Source organism: Streptomyces sp. Z423-1, assembly GCF_013009255.1.
In the GTDB taxonomy this organism is placed as follows: domain Bacteria; phylum Actinomycetota; class Actinomycetes; order Streptomycetales; family Streptomycetaceae; genus Streptomyces; species Streptomyces gossypiisoli.
The window spans coordinates 6113730-6132712 of the sequence record NZ_CP053109.1 but is presented as its reverse complement, the minus strand read 5'-3'; the positions used below and the strand labels follow the sequence as shown (position 1 = coordinate 6132712).

14 protein-coding genes, 1 tRNA gene and 1 pseudogene are annotated in these 18983 nt (G+C 71.3%); 6 read left to right on the top strand and 10 right to left on the bottom strand.

Annotated features, from left to right (window positions below):
• Nucleotides 1-35: 35 nt before the first annotated feature.
• A complete protein-coding gene (locus HJD23_RS27575; protein WP_171116443.1) occupies nt 36-1832 on the top strand; it encodes an FHA domain-containing protein in 1797 nt (598 codons plus the stop codon).
• Nucleotides 1833-1858: 26 nt separating this feature from the next.
• Here HJD23_RS27575 and HJD23_RS27570 read toward each other — a convergent pair whose 3' ends face one another.
• Nucleotides 1859-2845 carry a methyltransferase domain-containing protein gene (locus tag HJD23_RS27570; RefSeq protein WP_171116445.1) on the bottom strand — a complete coding sequence of 329 codons (987 nt, stop codon included), beginning with the start codon at nt 2843-2845 and terminating at the stop codon, nt 1859-1861.
• A 106-nt stretch (nt 2846-2951) separates the two neighbouring features.
• On the opposite strand from HJD23_RS27570, the gene HJD23_RS27565 reads away from it, so the two are divergent.
• Nucleotides 2952-3356: a globin gene (locus tag HJD23_RS27565; RefSeq protein WP_171116447.1), complete on the top strand. Its 405-nt coding sequence runs from the start codon at nt 2952-2954 to the stop codon at nt 3354-3356.
• A gap of 23 nt (nt 3357-3379) precedes the next feature.
• Here the strand turns inward: HJD23_RS27565 and HJD23_RS27560 are convergent, their stop codons facing one another.
• The 7 genes from HJD23_RS27560 to HJD23_RS27530 form a co-directional block, all read right to left on the bottom strand.
• A complete protein-coding gene (locus tag HJD23_RS27560; RefSeq protein WP_171116449.1) occupies nt 3380-4066 on the bottom strand; it encodes a hypothetical protein in 687 nt (228 codons plus the stop codon).
• Nucleotides 4063-4476, bottom strand: coding sequence for a thioesterase family protein (locus HJD23_RS27555; protein WP_171116451.1), 414 nt, complete (start codon nt 4474-4476; stop codon nt 4063-4065). The genes HJD23_RS27560 and HJD23_RS27555 overlap by 4 nt, the downstream gene beginning before the upstream one ends.
• A 4-nt stretch (nt 4477-4480) precedes the next feature.
• Nucleotides 4481-6145 (bottom strand): energy-dependent translational throttle protein EttA, encoded by a 1665-nt coding sequence (ettA, locus tag HJD23_RS27550; protein ID WP_171116452.1) that lies wholly within the window; start codon nt 6143-6145, stop codon nt 4481-4483.
• Nucleotides 6146-6299: 154 nt separating this feature from the next.
• On the bottom strand, nt 6300-7709 hold the full coding sequence (locus tag HJD23_RS27545; RefSeq protein WP_171116454.1) for a Cys-Gln thioester bond-forming surface protein: 1410 nt from the start codon (nt 7707-7709) through the stop codon (nt 6300-6302).
• Nucleotides 7710-8004: 295 nt separating this feature from the next.
• Nucleotides 8005-8475 carry a single-stranded DNA-binding protein gene (locus HJD23_RS27540; RefSeq protein ID WP_171116456.1) on the bottom strand — a complete coding sequence of 157 codons (471 nt, stop codon included), beginning with the start codon at nt 8473-8475 and terminating at the stop codon, nt 8005-8007.
• 324 nt (nt 8476-8799) lie between these two features.
• Nucleotides 8800-10836, bottom strand: a complete 2037-nt coding sequence (locus HJD23_RS27535) for a YfjP family GTPase (RefSeq protein WP_206326307.1) — start codon at nt 10834-10836, stop codon at nt 8800-8802.
• Nucleotides 10837-11277: 441 nt separating this feature from the next.
• Entirely contained in the window at nt 11278-12885 is a 1608-nt protein-coding gene (locus HJD23_RS27530) for a dynamin family protein (protein WP_171116461.1), read from the bottom strand.
• Between the two features lie 321 nt (nt 12886-13206).
• On the opposite strand from HJD23_RS27530, the gene HJD23_RS27525 reads away from it, so the two are divergent.
• Together HJD23_RS27525 and HJD23_RS27520 are read left to right on the top strand one after the other, a co-directional pair.
• Nucleotides 13207-13279 (top strand) — tRNA-Arg (locus HJD23_RS27525).
• Between the two features lie 115 nt (nt 13280-13394).
• Nucleotides 13395-13987: pseudogene (locus tag HJD23_RS27520) on the top strand (NAD(P)-dependent oxidoreductase); the annotation flags it as partial.
• 171 nt (nt 13988-14158) lie between these two features.
• Here HJD23_RS27520 and HJD23_RS27515 read toward each other — a convergent pair.
• Both HJD23_RS27515 and HJD23_RS27510 read right to left on the bottom strand, forming a co-directional pair.
• Nucleotides 14159-15025: a tyrosinase family protein gene (locus HJD23_RS27515; protein WP_171116463.1), complete on the bottom strand. Its 867-nt coding sequence runs from the start codon at nt 15023-15025 to the stop codon at nt 14159-14161.
• Nucleotides 15009-15569 (bottom strand): tyrosinase family oxidase copper chaperone, encoded by a 561-nt coding sequence (locus HJD23_RS27510; RefSeq protein WP_171116464.1) that lies wholly within the window; start codon nt 15567-15569, stop codon nt 15009-15011. The genes HJD23_RS27515 and HJD23_RS27510 overlap by 17 nt, the downstream gene beginning before the upstream one ends.
• A gap of 715 nt (nt 15570-16284) precedes the next feature.
• Between HJD23_RS27510 and HJD23_RS27505 the strand changes: the two genes are divergently transcribed.
• Complete coding sequence (locus HJD23_RS27505; protein WP_171116466.1) at nt 16285-17499, top strand: glycosyltransferase; 1215 nt, start codon at nt 16285-16287, stop codon at nt 17497-17499.
• Nucleotides 17496-18977: an exopolysaccharide biosynthesis polyprenyl glycosylphosphotransferase gene (locus tag HJD23_RS27500; RefSeq protein ID WP_171116469.1), complete on the top strand. Its 1482-nt coding sequence runs from the start codon at nt 17496-17498 to the stop codon at nt 18975-18977. The genes HJD23_RS27505 and HJD23_RS27500 overlap by 4 nt, the downstream gene beginning before the upstream one ends.
• Nucleotides 18978-18983 lie beyond the last annotated feature (6 nt).

Sequence of the window (18983 nt, the reverse complement as noted above, 5' to 3'; positions counted from 1 at the left end):
GAAACGGCCGGAAAAGGAGAGGGGGAAGCGCCGACATGCCGACCTGCCCGAACGGACACCAGTCGGGTTCCGACGACTGGTGCGAGGTCTGCGGTCACCGCATGGCGGGTGCCGTACCTCCGCCCCCTCCGCCTCCGCCCCCGGCGGGCGGCGGCTACGGCTTCCCACCGCCGCCCGGCGGCCCCGGCCCGTCCGGCGGGCCGAACACCGGCCAGCCCGGCGGACGCCCGCACCCGTCCGCCGCACCGGACGCGGCGCCCGAGCTCTGCCCGCAGTGCCGTACGCCCCGGGAGGGCGCCGCGCCGTTCTGCGAGGAGTGCCGGTGGAACTTCCTCACCAACACCGCGACCTCGTACACCCCGGCCGCCCCGCGCCCACCGGCCCCGCAGTTCCAGCGGCCGTCCGGTCCGCCGCCGTCGTTCGGGGGCGGTGACTCGTACGAGTACCAGAGCTCGCGTCCGTCCCAGATGAACCGTCCGGCCGAGCCGATCCCACCATTCGGGGGCGAGGCTCCTGGAGCGCCGTCGGGGGCGTCCGGTCCCGGTGGGGGCTTTGGCGGGGAGCGGCCCGGGGCCGGTGGGCCTTCTGGGGCTCCGGGGGCTTCTGGTCCTTCTGGGCCTTCGGGGTTCGGTGGTGACCGGCCTGGTCCGCCCGGCGCTTCGGGCTTCGGCGAGCGCCCCGGGGGTCCTGGTCCTTCCGGTCCTTCCGGTCCCTCCGGTCCTTCGAGCTTCGGTGAGCGCCCCGGGGGTCCCGGCCCCTCCGGCCCTTCGAGCTTTGGCGAGCGCCCCGGGGGCCCCGGTCCTTCCGGTCCTTCGAGCTTCGGTGAGCGGCCCGGTGCTCCCGGCCCCTCCGGTCCTTCGAGCTTCGGCGAGCGCCCGGGGGGTCCCGGCCCCTCCGGTCCCTCGGGCTTCAGTGAGCGCCCCGGGGGCCCCGGCCCCTCCGGCTTCGGGGAGCGACCCGGCCCTTCCGGCCCGCCCGGTTTCGGGGGTGAGCGGTCTGGTCCGCCCGGTCCTCCCGGATTCGGTGGTGACCCCTCGCGTCCGGTTCCGCCGCCGCCCGGGCCGACACCGAACGGCGGGCCTGGCGGTCCCGGTGGGCCCGGCGGTCCCGGTGGGCCGGGAGGCCCTGGTACGGCCGGCGGTCCCTCCGGTCCCGGTACGCATCCGGGCGCTCCGCAGGCCTTCCAGCCGTCCGGTCCGGGCGCCCCGCCCGCGTTCCCGCAGGAGACGGGTCGGCCGCAGCCGGGTGGCCCGTCCTTCGGCGGCGGTGACGACGACTGGGTGATCTCTCCGCCGTCGTCCACGGGTCCCGGCGGCCCGGGTGGCCCTGGTCATCCCGGCGGCCCCGGTCAGCCCGGTGGCTACGGCTATCCGCACACCGGTGCCCAGTCCGCGCCGCCGCCCGGTCCCGCCGCCCCGCAGCGCCCGGCTACCTGGACGGCGACCATCGGTCCGGACCGCGAGTACTTCATGGCGATGATGCAGCGCTCCGGCCCCGAGGCGGCGGGCCTGAACCTGCCCGCGTACTCCCCGGAACAGCAGCGCACGCTCACCGGCAACCAGGTCACGATCGGCCGCCGCCGGCACTCCACCGGCGACACCCCCGACATCGACCTGTCGGTGCCGCCGGAGGACCCGGGCGTCTCCCACCAGCACGCGGTGCTGGTGCAGCAGCCGGACGGCAGCTGGGCGATCGTCGACCAGAACTCGACGAACGGCACCACGGTGAACGGCTCGGAGGACCCGATCCAGCCCTTCGTGCCGGTACAGCTCCAGGACGGCGACCGGGTGCACGTGGGCGCCTGGACGACGATCACGATCCGCCGGGGTTGATCCGAAGGAGCAGGTGAACCGGCTGTTCAGGCGGGGAGGGGCCAGGCATACGGCCCCTCCGGATCGTCCAGCCACGCCCACTCGCGTCCGCCGCCGACGGTGATGCCGTACCGCTCCCGCCCGGGCCTGCCCTCGCGCTCCCACAGCGCGTACGCCTCCTGCGGATCGAGGCTGCCCCGGGTGAGGGCGAGCAGGAACCGGAACAGTTCGTGCTCCCGCCCCCGGCGTGGCACCCCGCCCAGCGCCATCGGCTCCGACTCGGGCCGCCCGGTGCCGCGCAGCGGGACGAAGTACGCGGGCGTGTGCAGGAATTGCCCTTCGGCGTATCCCGCGTCCCGCACGGTCAGCGCGACAAGACCGGTGGCGAACGGCGTCAGGATCCGGCCGCCGGGACGGCACTGGGCCAGCCAGGCGGGCGGGATCGACCCGAGAGTGCAGGTCGCGACGATCCGGTCGAAGGGCGCGCGCTCCGGCACCCCGCGCGCCCCGTCCCCGGTCACCACGACCGGGTGGTATCCGGCGGCCTCCAGATGCCGGCGTGCCGACTCGGTGATCTCCGGGTCCAGATCGACGGTGGTGACGAGATCGTCGTCGCCGAGCCGGTGCGCGAGCAGCGCCGCGTTGTAACCGGTGCCCGCGCCGATCTCCAGCACCCGGTTGCCGTCCTCCACCCGCAACTCGGTCAGCATCATCGCCATCAGCGACGGCTGGCTGCTGGAGGAGAGCAGTTCGCCGTCGCGCAGCCGGGTGGCCAGCGGGGTGTCGGCATAGGCGCCGCGCACCCAGCGTTCGCGCGCCTCCGGGTCGGGGCTCTCACCCCAGTGCCGCTCGTAGCCGCCCCGGACACCCATGTAGTAGTACGGCACGAAGAGGTGCCGGGGGACCGCCGCGAACGCCTCCCGCCACACCGGGTCCGCGGCCCACGCCCCGCTCTCGTCGATCTCCCGCACCATCGCGGTCCGTGCCGAGGCGGCGACGGCCTCCAGGTCCTTGTCGAGTGCATGCGCGCCCATATGTCCACTGTGCTGCGCTTCACAGTGCGAGGCGAGTACCTGGGCCGTCCGGCCGCGTGGTCCTAAGCCTTGAGTCCTGGTCCGCCGCGTCTGAGACCATGGATGCGTGAATGAGATTCGGCGCGGCACGCTTCAGGAGCAGACCTTCTACGAGCAGGTCGGCGGGGAGGAGACCTTCCGCCGCCTGGTCCACCGTTTCTACGAGGGAGTCGCACAGGACCCGATCCTGCGGCCGATGTACCCCGAGGAGGACCTGGGCCCCGCCGAGGAGCGCCTCACCCTGTTCCTCATCCAGTACTGGGGCGGCCCGACCACGTACAGCGAGAACCGCGGCCACCCCCGCCTGCGCATGCGCCACGCCCCCTTCACCGTCGACCGGGCCGCGCACGACGCCTGGCTGAAGCACATGCGGGACGCCGTCGACGAACTGGGCCTGTCCGAGGAACACGAGCGCACGCTGTGGAACTACCTGACGTACGCGGCGGCCTCGATGGTGAACGCGCCGGGCTGAGGCCCGCCAGCCGGTGACGGGCGTCAGCGCACGCTGACGCCCAACGTCCCCAGTCCTCCGCGGCGCACGGCGATCGACCCGTACGGCGTGCGCAGCCGCAGCCAGGCAACCGACGAGAACAGCCCCAGTTCCTCCGCCTGCCCAGCCCCGGCGGCCGACCGCAGGAATCCCAGGGACTGCGCCGCGTGCACGGCTCGCACCGGAAGCTGGGTGTCCCCGACGGTCCGGGACCAGATCTCGCGCCCGATCCGGTCGAGTTCGGCGCGCGTACGGCCCTCCGGAGGCAGTTCCTCCGTACGGGCGCGGAACTCCGTCACCGCGGCGGCGACCATCCCCCGCAGGGTGTCCGCCCCCGGCAGTCCCCGCTCCGGCCGCCAGCCGCCACGCGGTGGCAGCACCCCCGCCCACGGTGGCCCGGTCACCGCTCCCGGAACGGCCGCCGTGGCCGCCTTCTCGTCCACGGACTCCAGGAGTTCACCGGCGGAGACGGTCACGTCGAGGGTGACGTCCAGCCCGTTCTCGTACGGCTTGGCCAGCCGTACCGCCCGGATCGCCAGCACCTCGAAGGACGGCGGCCGGCCGAAGACGGCGAGTGCGGTGCCCGCGGCCTGCAGACGCACCGCGGCTGAACGGTCGTAGTGGAGCAGCCGGGAGAGGAAGGCCGCGAGGTCCGCCGCCTCCCCCTCGTCGGCGAGGTGGAGCACCGTCATGCGGCGACGGCCTCCTCCTCGTCGTCATCCAGGTACTCCTGGAGGAACTCCCGTTCCTCTTCGGTGAGCCGACGCGGCCGTCCTGCCTCGAAGTCGAACGGCACGATCACCGTCGAGGCCCGGACGTAGATCTGGTCGCCGTCCTTCACCTCGTAGGCGAGGGTGAAGGAGGCGGCCCTGATCTCCGTGACCCACAGCTCGATGTCCACGGGCGTGTGCCGGTGGACGAGCTGCCGCTTGTAGTCGATCTCATGGCGTGCCACCACGGACCCCTGCTTGAAGTTCTTGTCCGGGCGGAACAGGAAGTTGACACGGGCTTCCTCCAGGTACCGGAGGAACACCACGTTGTTGACGTGGCCGTACGCGTCCATGTCCGCCCAGCGCAGTGGGCAGCGGTAGATGTGCCGCAAGAGATCAGCCCCGGGTCAGCTTCTTGTAGGTGGCGCGGTGCGGACGGGCAGCGTCCGGCCCCAGCCGCTCGATCTTGTTCTTCTCGTACGACTCGAAGTTGCCCTCGAACCAGAACCACCTGGAGTCACCCTCGTAGGCCAGGATGTGGGTGGCGACGCGGTCGAGGAACCACCGGTCGTGGGAGACGACGACGGCGCAGCCGGGGAACTCCAGCAGCGCGTTCTCCAGGGAGGAGAGCGTCTCCACGTCCAGGTCGTTGGTCGGCTCGTCGAGGAGCAGCAGGTTGCCGCCCTGCTTGAGGGTGAGCGCCAGGTTGAGGCGGTTGCGCTCACCGCCGGAGAGCACACCGGCCGGCTTCTGCTGGTCGGGGCCCTTGAACCCGAAGGCGGAGACGTACGCCCGCGAGGGCATCTCCACCTGCCCCACGTTGATGTAGTCGAGCTCGTCGCTCACGACGGCCCACAGCGTCTTCTTCGGGTCGATGTTCTCGCGGCTCTGGTCGACGTACGAGATCTTGACCGTGTCGCCGACCTTGATCGTGCCGGAGTCGGGCTGCTCAAGACCCTGGATCATCTTGAACAGGGTGGTCTTACCGGCACCGTTCGGACCGATGACACCCACGATCCCGTTACGCGGCAGCGTGAACGAAAGATCATCGATGAGAACCTTCTCGCCGAAGGCCTTGCTGAGGTTGTTGATCTCGACGACGACATTGCCGAGCCGCGGTCCCGGCGGAATCTGGATCTCCTCGAAGTCCAGCTTCCGCATCTTCTCCGCCTCGGCGGCCATCTCCTCGTAGCGGGCCAGACGCGCCTTGGACTTGGCCTGCCGCCCCTTGGCGTTGGAGCGAACCCACTCCAACTCCTCCTTGAGCCGCTTCTGCCGCTTGGCGTCCTTCTGCCCCTCGACCTTGAGCCGGGCGGCCTTGGTCTCCAGGTACATGGAGTAGTTGCCCTCGTAGCCGTGCAGGCGGCCCCGGTCGACCTCGCAGATCCACCCGGCGACGTTGTCGAGGAAGTACCGGTCGTGGGTGACGGCCACGACGGTGCCCGGGTACTTGGCCAGGTGCTGCTCCAGCCAGTTCACGGACTCGGCGTCGAGGTGGTTGGTGGGCTCGTCGAGGAGCAGCAGGTCCGGCTGCTCCAGCAGCAGCTTGCAGAGCGCGACGCGGCGGCGTTCACCACCGGAGAGGTTGGTGACGGGCCAGTCGCCGGGCGGGCAGCCGAGGGCGTCCATGGCCTGCTCCAGCTGAGCGTCGAGATCCCACGCGTTCGCATGGTCGAGCTCCTCCTGCAGCTTGCCCATCTCGTCGAGCAGCGCGTCGGAGTAGTCGGTGGCCATCAGCTCGGCGATCTCGTTGAACCGGTCGAGCTTGCCCTTGATCTCGGAAACGCCCTCCTGGACGTTCTCCAGGACCGTCTTCTCCTCGTTCAGCGGCGGCTCCTGGAGCAGGATGCCGACGCTGTACCCGGGCGACAGGAACGCGTCACCGTTCGACGGCTGCTCAAGACCGGCCATGATCTTGAGGACGGTGGACTTACCGGCGCCGTTCGGACCGACGACGCCGATCTTGGCACCCGGAAGGAAGTTCAGGGTGACGTCGTCGAGAATCACCTTGTCGCCGTGCGCCTTGCGCGCCTTGCGCATGGTGTAAATGAACTCAGCCAAGAGAAACCGTCCGGCAGCTTGAATCTGGCAGTGGGCAGATACACCCCATCTTGCCGCATCGCCGGCCACCGGAGGAAACCGCCTGGTGGCCGCGCGGGGTCACCGTGGGCAGCGAGTGACCGGGCGGACACTCGCTGTTGAGATGCTTGAGGCGCTACGACTTCTTCTTGCGGACCACGACCAGTGCCGCGCCGCCGACCACCACCAGGCCGATCGCCACGCCCGCGATCGCCGGGGTCGTGTCGGAGCTGCCGGTGGCGGCGAGGTTGACGTCGGCGGAGGTGCTGCCGATCGTGGCCGGGCTCGGCTGGGTGAGGATTTGGGTGGACTCGCCGGCCTCGGAGGCCGCTGCGGCCTGGGTGCGGCAGTCGAGGACGCCGGTGAAGCGCTTCTCGTAGCCGCCGGGGCCGGTGATCGTGAAGTCGTACGCCTGGTCCTCCTGGAGCGGGATGGTCACCGTGCGGGTCTCGCCGGCCGCGATGGTGTGCTCGGTACCCATCAGCTCGAAGGTGAACGCCTCGTCGCCCTGGTTGACCGCGGTGATGTCCACGCCGCCCTCGGCGCAGTTCTCCGCCGCGGACAGCGCGGGTATCGCGCCCGTCTCCGCCCAGGTCGCGCTCGCCGTCGCCGTGACCGTGGACTCGCTGGAGCCGGCCAGGATCTGCGTCTGGCTTCTGGTCTCGGAGGCGAAGGCGCGGCCGACCGGCACGGTGGTCGACGCCTGCACGGTCAGCTCGGCCGATCCGTCCGTGGTGTCCGCCGGTACCTCGAAGAACAGCTGGCTGCCGTCCTGCGCCGTGGTGATGTCCTTGCCGTCCTTGCCGACGATCCGCACCCCGCTCGTCGCGGCGTCGGCCGGCGGGGTCACCGTGACGCTGTCCGCGTTGGTGTGCACGGTCACCGGACCGAGCAGCCCACCGGGGTGGCCGGAGAGCGCGGGCGGGTCGAGGGTCAGCGACGCCTCGGGTTCCGCCACGTCACGGGCGCTGTTCTCCAGGTAGTCCGCGAGCTTCTGGGCCTCGGGGTCGACGGCGTCGACGTCCACCCCGTCCGAGTAGCGCCAGATGGCCACCTGCGTACCGGCCGCCGCGTCCTGCTCACTGAGACCGCCCCGCACCCCCGCATTCTTCGCCAGCGAGGCCAGGTCGTTCACCTGCGGATAGGAGTTCTGCAGGATCCAGCGGATGCGGCCGGCGTTCTTGTTGGCGCCAAGGGAGGTGCCGCTCCACGGCGTCTCGTGATACTTGGCGTCCTTCTGTGTGGGGTTGTGGATGTCCACGCAGTACGTCTGCAGCATGCCGCCGCCCTCGACGGACATCTCGAACAGGCCCGCCGAGATCTCCAGGTCGCCCTCGGCGGAGTGCACCACCGCCGCGCCGTACGTCCCCAGGCCGCCTATGGTGGCGGTCGCTCCGCCCTGGGTGTACGCCGGAGTGGTGTCGGCGGCGGCAGGGCCGGCCGTCACCAGGGCACCGCTGACGGCGAGCCCGGACGCCAGCGTCACTGCGGCGAGGCGGGCCGCACCTCGCCCGCACACGGACAGTGCGGAGAACGAAGAAAACACAGAATTCCCCTTCGAGCAGGACCCGTTGACGTGGGGGTACGGTCCCACCAGCAGAATCTCAAGCCACGAGAGCCACGCTCGGCATCCTAAGGACGCGGGCGCACCAGGCTTCCCAGTGATCCCGTCGGACCGGAGATCCGACTCGGAATCGTTATCGCCGAGACCCCTGCGAACAGGGCTTATCGATAAATCCACCGAGGTCGTTCGGGAACGCATGCACCGATAAACCGCAGTTCGGTCAGGGGTGTCCGACGTCAAGTCGTTGCGGTGTCCGACGTCATGTCACCGCCGCGATTTACGGCTGCTGTTGGGACTCCGCATCGGCCGTGTCGGCCGCGGACTCGCCGACGGGCGTCTCCCACACCGGCTCGGGCTGCTGCGGCGAACCGGCCACCATCGCCTCGCCCTTCGCGTTCCCGCGCCGGAACGCCGAGGTGCCCCGCGCCAGATCGTGGCCGATCGCCACGGCGTCGATGTCGGCCGAGGTCCAGCTCTGCCCCTCGCGCACATCCGTCCGTACTTTCAACCGGCCCTGCACGATGACGGGATCGCCCACCCCGAGGGAGGCCGCGGCGTTGGTGGCGAGCTGCCGGTTGGCCCACACCGTGAAGAAGTTGGTGTGCCCGTCCGTCCACACGTTCTTCTCCCGGTCCCAGTACCGGGCGGTCACCGCCAGCCGGAACCGTGCCGACGGCCCCGCCGCCAACTCCCGGTAGACCGGCTGCGTCGCCACATTGCCCACGGCACACACCATCGTCTCGTTCATGTCGTCGTACCCCTCCCCCGCCCGGCCGCTCGCACCGGGCGGACACGCCTACGGGCCCGTCCCGTACGGCTGCGTCTGCCGGCGACGGCCGCAGTCGTCCGCGTACCGCCACTGCCGTGACGACCGCGTCCGTCGCGATCGCCGCGAAGCCAGACTGCCTCCGCCGAGCCGAGCCCGCTGGGCGCTGTGGACGGCCCCTGAAACTGTGGAAAACTCCATCACCCGATCGAGGGACAACCCCCCGAGGTCAACTGGACAACCGGCCGACAAGTCGGCCGCCCACGCCCTACCTTGCCCCCACCCCCGCACCTCACCCCGCGCCCCCTACCTCACCGCCACCCCCGTCCCCAGCACCCGCCCGTACTGCTCCCGAACCTCCCGGTACCGCAGCAGCTCAGCCGCCACCGGGTCGAGCACCCGCGCCCGCCCGCACCCGGCCGCCGCCTCCCGCAGTCGCCGTTCCGCCTCCAGCCCGTACCGCCGGGCCGGCCCCCGCGCCGCCAGCTTGCAGCTCCACTCCACGAGCGGACCGCCGACGATCCCGGACACCATCAGCAGCACCGGCACCCCGAGGTTCGGCGCCATGACCCCGACGATCTGCCCGACCAGCCACAGCCCGCCCACGACCTGGAGGATCGTCATGGACGCCTGCACCAGCACGGCCGCCGGCCACCAGCCCGGCCGCGGCGGCCGTCCCGGCGGCAACCCGGCCCGCGCGGTCAGCTCGTCGAGCGCCTCGGGCAACCCGTGGGCCCCGCGTGCGGCCGCCTCCCGCACCGCCTGCGCCCACGGCGCGGGCAGCCCGGCCGAGGCCCGGTCGGCCACCGTACGCACCGCCTGTTCGACCTTCTGCCGTGCGGTGGCCTGCTCGTCCGCCTGCGCGCGCAAGGTCACCCGACCCGTGGGAGGTTCGCTCCGGTCCTGGTACCACCGCCACAGCCGCAGCCAGGGCGTCCCGCACGCGCGGTTGGCGTTGCGCAGCCAGGCCCGTTCCGCCGCGTCACCGGCGGCGGTGGCACCCACGGCGTCAGCCAGCCGTGCGGAGAACTCGTCGCGCGCCTGCTCACTGAGCCCCGTGCGCCGCCGGGTGGCGTAGACGGGCCACAGCCGCCCCGCAGCGGCATCGAGATCGGCGGAGATACGGCGGGCCGCGGCGCCCCGCTCCGCCACGAACTCGCCGAGCGCCTCCCGCAGCTCCCCGATCCCCTCCCCGGTGAGCGCGGACAGCGCGAGCACGGTCGCGCCCGCTTCGCCGTACTCCCCCAGGGCGACCCCGTCCTCGTCGAGCAGCCGCCGCAGATCGTCGAGCACCTGGTCGGCCGCCTCCCCGGGGAGCCGGTCGACCTGGTTGAGGACGACGAACATCACCTCCGCGTGCCCGGCCATGGGCCGCAGATAGCGCTCATGGAGCACGGCGTCGGCGTACTTCTCCGGATCCACCACCCAGATGATCGCGTCCACGAGGTCCAGCACCCGCTCGGCCTGTTCGCGATGCTGTACGGCGGCGGAGTCGAGGTCGGGGAGGTCCACCAGGACCAGCCCACGCAGCTGCGCCTCCGCCTCCGGGCTCTGCAACGGGCGCCGACGCAGCCGCCCCGGGATGCCGAGCCGGTCGATGAGGCTCGCCGCGCCGTCGCTCCAGCTGCACGCGATGGGCGCGGCCGTGGTGGGCCGACGTACGCCCGTCTCCGAAATGGCCACTCCGGCGAGCGCGTTGAACAGCTGCGACTTGCCGCTGCCGGTCGCGCCCGCGATGGCGACCACCGTGTGCTGCCCGGAGAGCTTGCGCCGCGCCGCCGCCTCGTCCAGCACCCGGCCCGCCTCGGCGAGCGTCCTGCTGTCGAGCCGGGTGCGGGACAGCCCCACCAGCTCGCGCATCGCGTCCAGCCGCGCCCGCAACGGGCCGTCGTACGCCAGGGGCGGCACGGTCCGCGACGCACTCGGCCTGGTCTTCACGACGGCGACCTGCTCGCCACCGGTCGCCTCGGTCACCCGGCGCGCGATCAGCCCGTCGTCCCAGGTGTCTTCGGACTCCTTGCGACGGGAGGGGACGTCGGGGCGGGAGGTGGCGGCGCGACGCGAGGGGCCGTCCTCGCGAGGGGAGACGCCATCACGCCGTGAGCCGTCCCTTACGCGCGCGTGCTCCTCGTTCTCCCTCGATGCGGCACCCTGTTGCTCCCCCGTCCCCGAGTCCACCGCTTTGCGCAACGCCTTCCAGGGACGCCTAAAGGCGCCACTTCCCCAATCCACCCTCCGAGGGGTGTCTTTTCGGGCGGTGGAGGCGTCATTTTCCGAGTCGCCGCCCCCTGTGGAACCCGTTGATCCGTTTCCGGAATCGACACTCTCCTCTGAAGGGCACATTTCGGAACCGTCCTCCCTGGGGGAGTCCTTTCCGGAATCATCCCCATTGGCGCCGCTTTCGGAATCGCTCTCCACAGGGTCCCGATCCGCAGCGTCAGGCTCCTCGGCAGTACGACTTTCAGCCGTGCGATCCTCAGGAGTACGTTCCTCGGAGTCACCGTCCTCAGGATCAGGCCCCTCCGCGCGCTCACCCTCACGCGCGTCCTCGGCGGCCGCCGTCTCCGGCCCCCCTGCCCTTTCTGACCCTTCTGGCCCCTCCGATCCCTCCAGCCCCTCCAGCCCCTTGGGCCGTTCTGGCCCTACCACCCGTTCTGGCCCTTCCACTCGTTCTAGCCCTTCGGCCCGCTCCAGCCCTACCGGCTCTTCCTGCCCCTGAAACATTTCCGGTTGCTCGGGATCGGCGTGTTCCGTGTGGTCCTGGTCAGTGACGGCGGTCACCGGTCACCTCTCCTTCTGCAGTACGGACAACGCGGCGATGAGTTCGGCCTGCGGTTCGGGATGGACCTCAAGGGCATCGAGGGGCTCCAGGCGGCGCTCGCGTCCGTCGTGGATGACCCGGTCCACGCACTCGGCGAGCAGCCGCCCGCCCCGGTCGCGCAGCCGTAGCGCCCCGTGCGCGCCGATCCGCTCGGCGAGCCCCTCGCCCGCGGAGCGGGCCCGGCGGCCGCCCAGCAGCGCGGTAGCGACCAGGGCGGCGATCACCTCGGGGTCCTGGGCGACGTTGCGGTCGAGGTCGCGGACCTCGTCCTCGGCGTACTCCTCCACCTCGCGCCGCCACCGCCGTACCGCCATGCCGATCCGGTGCTCGGCGTTCTCCAGGGACACGTCCCGGTCCACGAGCCCCGGGGCGCGCGCCGCGGGTTCGCGCCGCCAGGCCTCGTCGACGCGCTCGTCGGCGGCGGTGACGGCGCACAGCAGGAGCGCGCCGAGGCTCTCCACGAGGGCGTCGAGCAGTTCGCCGGCGGTGCAGTCGAGCGGAAAGGCCCGCCAGCGCTTCAGGGCGTCCCCGGCGAGCACGGCACCGGACTGCAGGCGCCCTCTCACGCGCGCGTGCTCGCTGTCGTAGGCCAGGTCGACGGCGGAAGTGAGCCGGAGGGCGGCGGCGTACTGGGCGGCGGCCGCGCTGGCCAGCTCGGGCATCCGCGCCTTGAGCGAATTGAGGACGCCGTACGCCGTCCGGGCCATGGCTTGCTGGCGGGCTCCGGGGTCCTGGGTCTGCTGGACGAGCCAGCTGCGCAGCGGCGCCACGGCGGTGGCCGGGAGCAGGCCGCCGCCCCAGGCGGACTCGGGCAGCTCGGGCACGGTGAAGCGCGGTACCTCACCGAGACCGGCCTTGGTGAGCAGCGCGGCGTACTGCCGGGAGACCTCGGAGACCACCTGGTGGGGCACCCGATCCAGGACGGTGATCAGGGATGCGTCGTACTCCTTGGCGGTGCGCAGCAGGTGCCAGGGGACGGCGTCGGCGTACCGGGCGGCCGTGGTGACCATGATCCAGATGTCGGCGGCGCAGATGAGCTCGGCGGCGAGGGTGCGGTTGTCGGCAACCAGGGAGTCGATGTCGGGCGCGTCGAGGAGGGCGAGGCCGCGCGGCAGGGTCTCGGCGCTCTCGATCCGCAGCACGCGCGCGGGGTTGCCGCCGGGGAGCAGCAGATCGTCGTCGGACTCCTGCTGGGGCACCCACACGCGCGCGAGGTCGGGCAGCACGCGCATGCCACTGAACCAGTGATGATCCTCCGGGTGGCAGACCAGTACGGGCGTCCGGGTCGTGGGCCGCAGGACGCCGGCCTCGCTCACTCTGCGCCCGACGAGCGAGTTCACGAGCGTCGACTTGCCGGCGCCTGTCGAGCCTCCTACGACGGCCAGCAAGGGCGCTTCAGGCTCTCTCAGGCGGGGCACCAAGTAGTCGTCGAGCTGGGCGAGCAGTTCGTCGCGGTTGGCACGCGCGCGTGGGGCCCCCGCCAAGGGCAGCGGGAAGCGTGCGGCGGCGACGCGGTCGCGCAGCGCGGAAAGTGCGTCGAGCAGCTGGGGCCGTACGTCCAAGGTCACCACATGCGAAGAATGCCCAATTTTATGGGATATCTGAAGCATATGAGCATGTCTGCGCGCCGATAGGACACAAGGGACCGAAGGGGCGACTGGGACAGGGACGCAGTCCAGGCATAACGAGTGCACAACACCCGGCGTGTGAGGCGTCAAAAGCGATGCACGATTCGTACCTGCCTGCGATTATCAGGACCGCTTCACTGAACCTCCACATCGAGCCACGGAGGCGAAGCAACAGGGTCAAGGATCAGGGAGCCCTATCCTTGTCCCCGGCAACGTCACGGATCGGCCCACACCCGGGCACCCACGACAGAGGCCACACACCTGGCCCCCGTAGCTCAGTGGATAGAGCAGGCGCCTTCTAAGCGCTTGGCCGCAGGTTCGAGTCCTGCCGGGGGCGCGCCAGTCTCCGCCCTCCCTTCGGGAGGGCTTTTTGCTGTCCAGGCCAAGGTCAGGTGGTCAGCCAGCCCTTCTCTTCCGGGGCCAGGGCCTTGGGGCCCGCGCCCTCATCTCCAGCCCGCGGCCTCGTCGACGAGAGCACCGCCCTGCGTACCGGCGGCCCCTGGCGGTCCACCGTCGGCGCCGACCTGCACGGCCGCGCCTCGGGCTCCTCGGCCCGGCAGGATCGGCGGCCGCGGGGCCCGGGTCAGCCGACATGCACGTGAGCGCCTGGAGCCAGAATTTGCCCGACGAGCGCGCAGACGAGGTCGGCGTCGAGCTGCCCCGTCCAAGGAGAAGCGGCTCGCGCACGGCGACTTCGTGTCGGTCCACCTCGCGCTGAGCGACCGCACCCGTGGCCTGCCGGGCGCCGCCGAACTCGTCCTCAGGCCGACCGCCTACCCGATCAACACCCCGCGCGCCGCGATGGTCGACCAGGGCGCGCTCCTGGCCGCCCTGCACGAGGGCGCATCACCGGCGCCGACGTCGACGTCTTCGACATCGAGCCCCTGCCCGCCGACCAGCCGATGCGCACGGCTCCGCCCTGCTCGCCACACCTCGCCTCGGCTATGTCTCACGCGCCAACTGCGCGACGTACTGCGGCCAAGCGGTCGAGAACATCCCGTTCCACCTGGCCGGTTCGCCCGTACAGCACCTTCCGCGCTCCTGAGGCCGCCGCCCGGGTGACGTCCTGAGCGGTGGCCTACAGGCACTGCCCAAGTCGGCGGCGGCTCAGCCGGCACCCGCAACAGCGAAGCCCCTTGCGGTACGCGGCGGATTTCAGGGCTTGGCCGTACTCGTGCCTGCCGCGCGTACGATGCTCCACCGTGGCTCGTACGTGCTACGCGTACCGGTAGATCCGGCTGTGGTCCTCCATTTCGTCCGGTGTGACGTCCCACGGCGGCATTCTCTCGTGCCGCGCGACGACCCGGCCGTGCTGTGCGTCCCCTCGCGCGAGCGGCTCCGCGGGGAGGTAGCGGGCGCCCGGGTGCTGCCGCTGCCAGCGGGACCAGAGGAGGTCGACGAAGGCGTGATGCAGCCAGAAGGCGGGGTCGTTGACGGATGCGCCACCCACCATGTGGCCGCCGACCCAACGGTGGACCCGGTTGTGGGTGCGCCATGAAGCGGGGCCCCGCCCGGGCCCCCATCCCTCCAGCTTATTGCGGAACCCTTGGGCCGACGTGGAGTCCCAGGGAGCCGTGTCGTAGACGGGATCCTCCAGGGCTCCCTCCAGATCGCGGGCCGTGGGCAGCGCGATGGGGTCCCGGGAGCGCCCCAGGTCGCGCGTGAGGTACTCGGTGTCGGTGATTCCCACCTTGATCGTCCACTTGCCGTTGCGGTGGGCGAAAGGGCCGGACGTCACCTGCCGGTCGGAACGCCGTCCGGTGCCGCCCAGCAGGTCGTCGGTCCACGGTACGGCCGTCGGAGAACGGTCGCGCGTCCAGTCCCAGTACGGCAGGGTCACCGACTCGTCCACGCGGCGCAGTGCCTCCTCCAGATCCAGCAGGAACCTACGGTGCCAGGGCAGGAAGGAGGGTGCCATGTGGGCAGCGCGCAGGCCGCCCTCACCGTCGGAGGTGTAGTACTCGATGTGCTTGCGCACGAACTCGTCGTACTCGCCGCGTCGTTTGAGTTTGAGCAGCGCGGTGACGAGCCGGCGCCGTTCGGACCCGGTGAGCGTGCTGACGTCCTTACGGGTGTACACCATGGTGATGCTCCCCCTCGTTTCCCTTGCTCACGCTCGCCGTGCGGCTGTCCGCCGTGCGATTCCTTCGGTTACCCGGCGCTCCCAGCCGTGCAGTGGAGCCGAGTTCGTCGACGGCCGCACGGGTGGCGGCGAGCGGGGTGGCGTACGACTGGTAGTGGTCGACCATGCTCATCCAGGTGCCGTCCGCCCGCCGCATCAGATGCAACGGCCGCCCGTCCACGGTGACGCGCCACGTGCAGGAGCCATCGCCCCCGGGCCGCCTGTCGTACCTGACGCCGATGATCCGGCAGCCGCGATATGTCTCGTCGAACCGTTCCTCGTCTCCGGCTGGCGCCGGCGCCCTCCCCGCCGATCGCGACGCGCTCAGGGCCGACCCCGACGCCACCAGGGCCGGGGCAAAGGCCAATCCGAGCGCCGACGCGAACAGCCCCTGCAGCACCCGGCGCCGCACCGTGACCCCTGCGGGGTGGGCAGCGGACGACTTCGCGACAGGGCGCGCGGCCACGCAGTCGGGAGCCGACGGTGCGGCCGTCGTGAGGGCCATGGGACGCGCTTGCTGTGGCTTCAGCGGTTTGCCGTTTGGCAATGCCTGTCTCCTCCTCGCCCGGAGAGGCGGCCTACTTGGCCGAACGCCTCGCCGTGTACACGCACGGCGAGGCAGCTCCGTCGGCTCGGTCCGACCCGACGGCGGCGGCAGCCTTCAGAGGCGTCAACATGTTCCTTACTCCGGCGACTCGAAAGTCACCGCAGAGAATTGCTTCTCCGTCTTCAACGAGTCTCGGACGTAGCGGTAACCCCTGCGCAGCGAATTCCGGCCTGTCACACGAAAGTTCACCCTATTGCAGGGCATGCCTTATCCGCCTTTCTCGTCCTCGCATGAGCAAGGGAATGAGGTGACCCGCCGAAAGGCAGTCGGATCGGCATCTCGGGGAGGACGGGATCCGGGGGAAACACCGCGATTCCCCCCTCTCCGAGCAGCGCCAGAAGAAGCACTGCCGGCCGGGGCGCGACACAGCCGGACGGTACACCTGCCACAAGGTCCTGCCGCTTCAAAACATATGGTGTCTTATCCGATATGTCATGAATATCGGGATAGAGTGACGCGTCGAACCAACCAACAACCTGATGTTTTGCTGCGAAGGAGCAACGTCGGTCATGCGTCACTCCAGAAATCTTTCCATCACGGCGCACAGAAGGCCCGCCGTCTCTGACTACACGTCAGATCAGGGTGGTCGCCTTCCGGGCCGTTCCGCACGGTGATGGCCGGCCGGTCCTCCGGATCGCCACGCGGGGCGACGCGGCCGGAGGTTTCACGGCGTGTCCTCCACGCCACCCAGCCGGTGGACGGCGGTGTCGCCCGTGTGGTCACCGAACTGGTGCGCGCCCAGCGCGCGGTGGGTTTGGACCTCACGGTCGCATGCCCCGACGGAGAGCTGCGACAGGCACTGGGGAAACTGGGCGCGGACGTACGGCACTGGCCCGCCACACGGGCACCCGGGCCTGCGCTCGCCAGTGGGGTGCTCCGCCTCGCTCGCCTCGTCGAACAGGTGCGGCCCGATGTGCTGCAGGCGCACAGCGCCAAGGCGGGACTGGCGGCCCGACTGGCAGTACGGGGACGGATCCCGACGGTGTTCCAACCGCACGCCTGGTCGTTCGAGGCGGTCGGCGGGCTCACCGCGGCGGTCGCCACGGCGTGGGAACGGTGGGCGGCGCGCTGGACCACTCACGTGGTGTGCGTCAGCAAGGCTGAGCACGCACGAGGCGAACAAGCGGGAGTGCACGCCCGCTGGCGAGTGATCCCCAACAACATTGATCCGGAGCGTTTCCACCCCGCCGCCGTCGGCGCCGCACGCCCGGCTCTCGCACCGCTCGCCGACCTGGACCCGGCCGCTCTGCTGGTGGTCTGTGTGGGGCGGCTGTGCCGTCAGAAAGGGCAGGACGTGCTGCTCCAAGCGTGGTCATCGGTGCAGCGACGGGTGCCCGGTGCCCGGCTGGCGCTCGTCGGGAACGGGCCGCAGAAGCGGCCTCTGCGGTCCCGGGCGCCAAAGGGCGTGCTGTTCACCGGGGCCGTCGCCGATACCGTCCCCTGGTACCAGGCCGCCGATGTGGTGGTGTTGCCGTCCCGTTGGGAAGGCATGGCGCTCGCCCCGCTGGAGGCGATGGCGTGCGGGCGTCCCACAGTGGTCACCAACGTGGCCGGAGCACGCGAGAGCCTGCCGCCCGATCACGGAGCGCACTGTCTGGTACCCGCCGGCCAACCGGGCCCCCTGGCCGACGCTCTCACCAGGATGCTGCTCGACCCGCCGCTGCGCGAGTCGCTCGGTGACCAGGGGCGCCGCCATGTACTGGCCGCGCACAACGTGCGGCACTCGGCCGACGCGGTCACGGATCTCTACCTCGAACTGCTGGATGCCCGGCGCACGGTGACCCACCGCGCGGAACCCACCGAGTGCAGGGAGTCGATCCGCTCGTGACCGCCGAACGAACCGTACCTCCCCCTGGTGGCCCTTCAGACCGGCCACCGGAGCAAACAGGCCCGCCCGTCTCCGTCATCCACCCACGGAGCGCCGCCGACGGCCTGCGGCTACCTGCCGGGCGGCGGACCGCCAGACGGCGCGCCACCGGGCTGCCCCTGCTCACCATGGATGCGGCCGCCGCGCTCACCGCCGCCCCGGCACTCCCGCACCCCCTGCTGACCGCGCCCCTGCTGCTCGCCGTCCTCTGTCTGAACGCCCAGGCGGCGCTGTACCGCTCCCTCGCCACGCCCACCGTCCTTGATGAACTCCCCGCTGTCTGCGCACGGATCGCGGTGAGCTGGTGCGCGCTCGCCTCCCTGGTGGCGGCGCTCTCCCCCGCACACGCCCTGTCCGCGCGCACGCTGCTGACCGGCTGCGCCCTACAGTCCGCGGCGAGTTGGGCGGGCCGCGGAGCGGTGCACTGGCACCGCCGCAGGACGCTGGCCCGCCACCCCGCCGCGGCCCTCGTCGTCGGCCCGGCCGCCACGGCTCAGCGGGTGGCCGCCGCGTTCCTGCGCCACCCTGCGTGCGGCCTCAGGCCGGTCGGAGTCCTCTCCGGCTGCGCGGCCGGCGGCGAGGGGCTGCCGGTGCTCAGCACGGAGGAGGAGGCACAGCGGGCCGTGGTCCAGAACAACGTGAAGGCCGTGCTCATGGTGGGCTCCGCAGGCGAACACGCCTCCTTCCTAGGGAAACTGGCCGAGACGGGCTGCGTGCTCTGGGAGGTCGACGCGGAGGTACCGGTTTACGACCGGGACGCGGGCATGGCGTACGGGAAGGCCGGACACACACCCTGCGGCCGCCTCCCGCGCGAGCGGATCGCGGGCTTCTCCTGCCGTCGTCTGGCTGTCGGCCGATGGCCCGACAGCCCCGCCAAACGGGCCCTCGACGTCCTGGCCTCCGGGATCCTGCTCCTGCTCACCGGTCCGGTGCTGCTGGTCTGCGCGATCGTGCTGCGGGGCAGCGACGGGCCCCAGGTCATCTTCCGCCAGGAGCGCGTCGGCAGGGACGGCCGCCCCTTCACGATGCTGAAGTTCCGCACCCATCGCCCCGCTGACCCGCACGAGGCGGCGACCCGCTGGAGCGTGGCGGGCGAGCGGAACATGCGCCCCTTCTGCCGCTTCCTGCGCCGCACCTCGCTCGACGAGCTGCCGCAGCTCTGGAACGTCTTCCGGGGTGACATGACCCTGGTCGGGCCGCGCCCCGAACGGCCCTACTTCGTCGCCACGTTCAGCCAGAGGTACCCCGGTTACGCCGCCCGCCACCGCATGCGGACCGGCCTCACCGGGCTCGCCCAGATCCACGGGCTGCGCGGCGACACCTCCATCGAGGACCGAGCCCGGTTCGACAACGCGTACATCGACGACTGGTCGCTGTGGCAGGACGTCTGCATCCTGCTGCGCACCGCCACCGCGCTAGTCCGGCCCACGGGGAGCTGAGCGCGG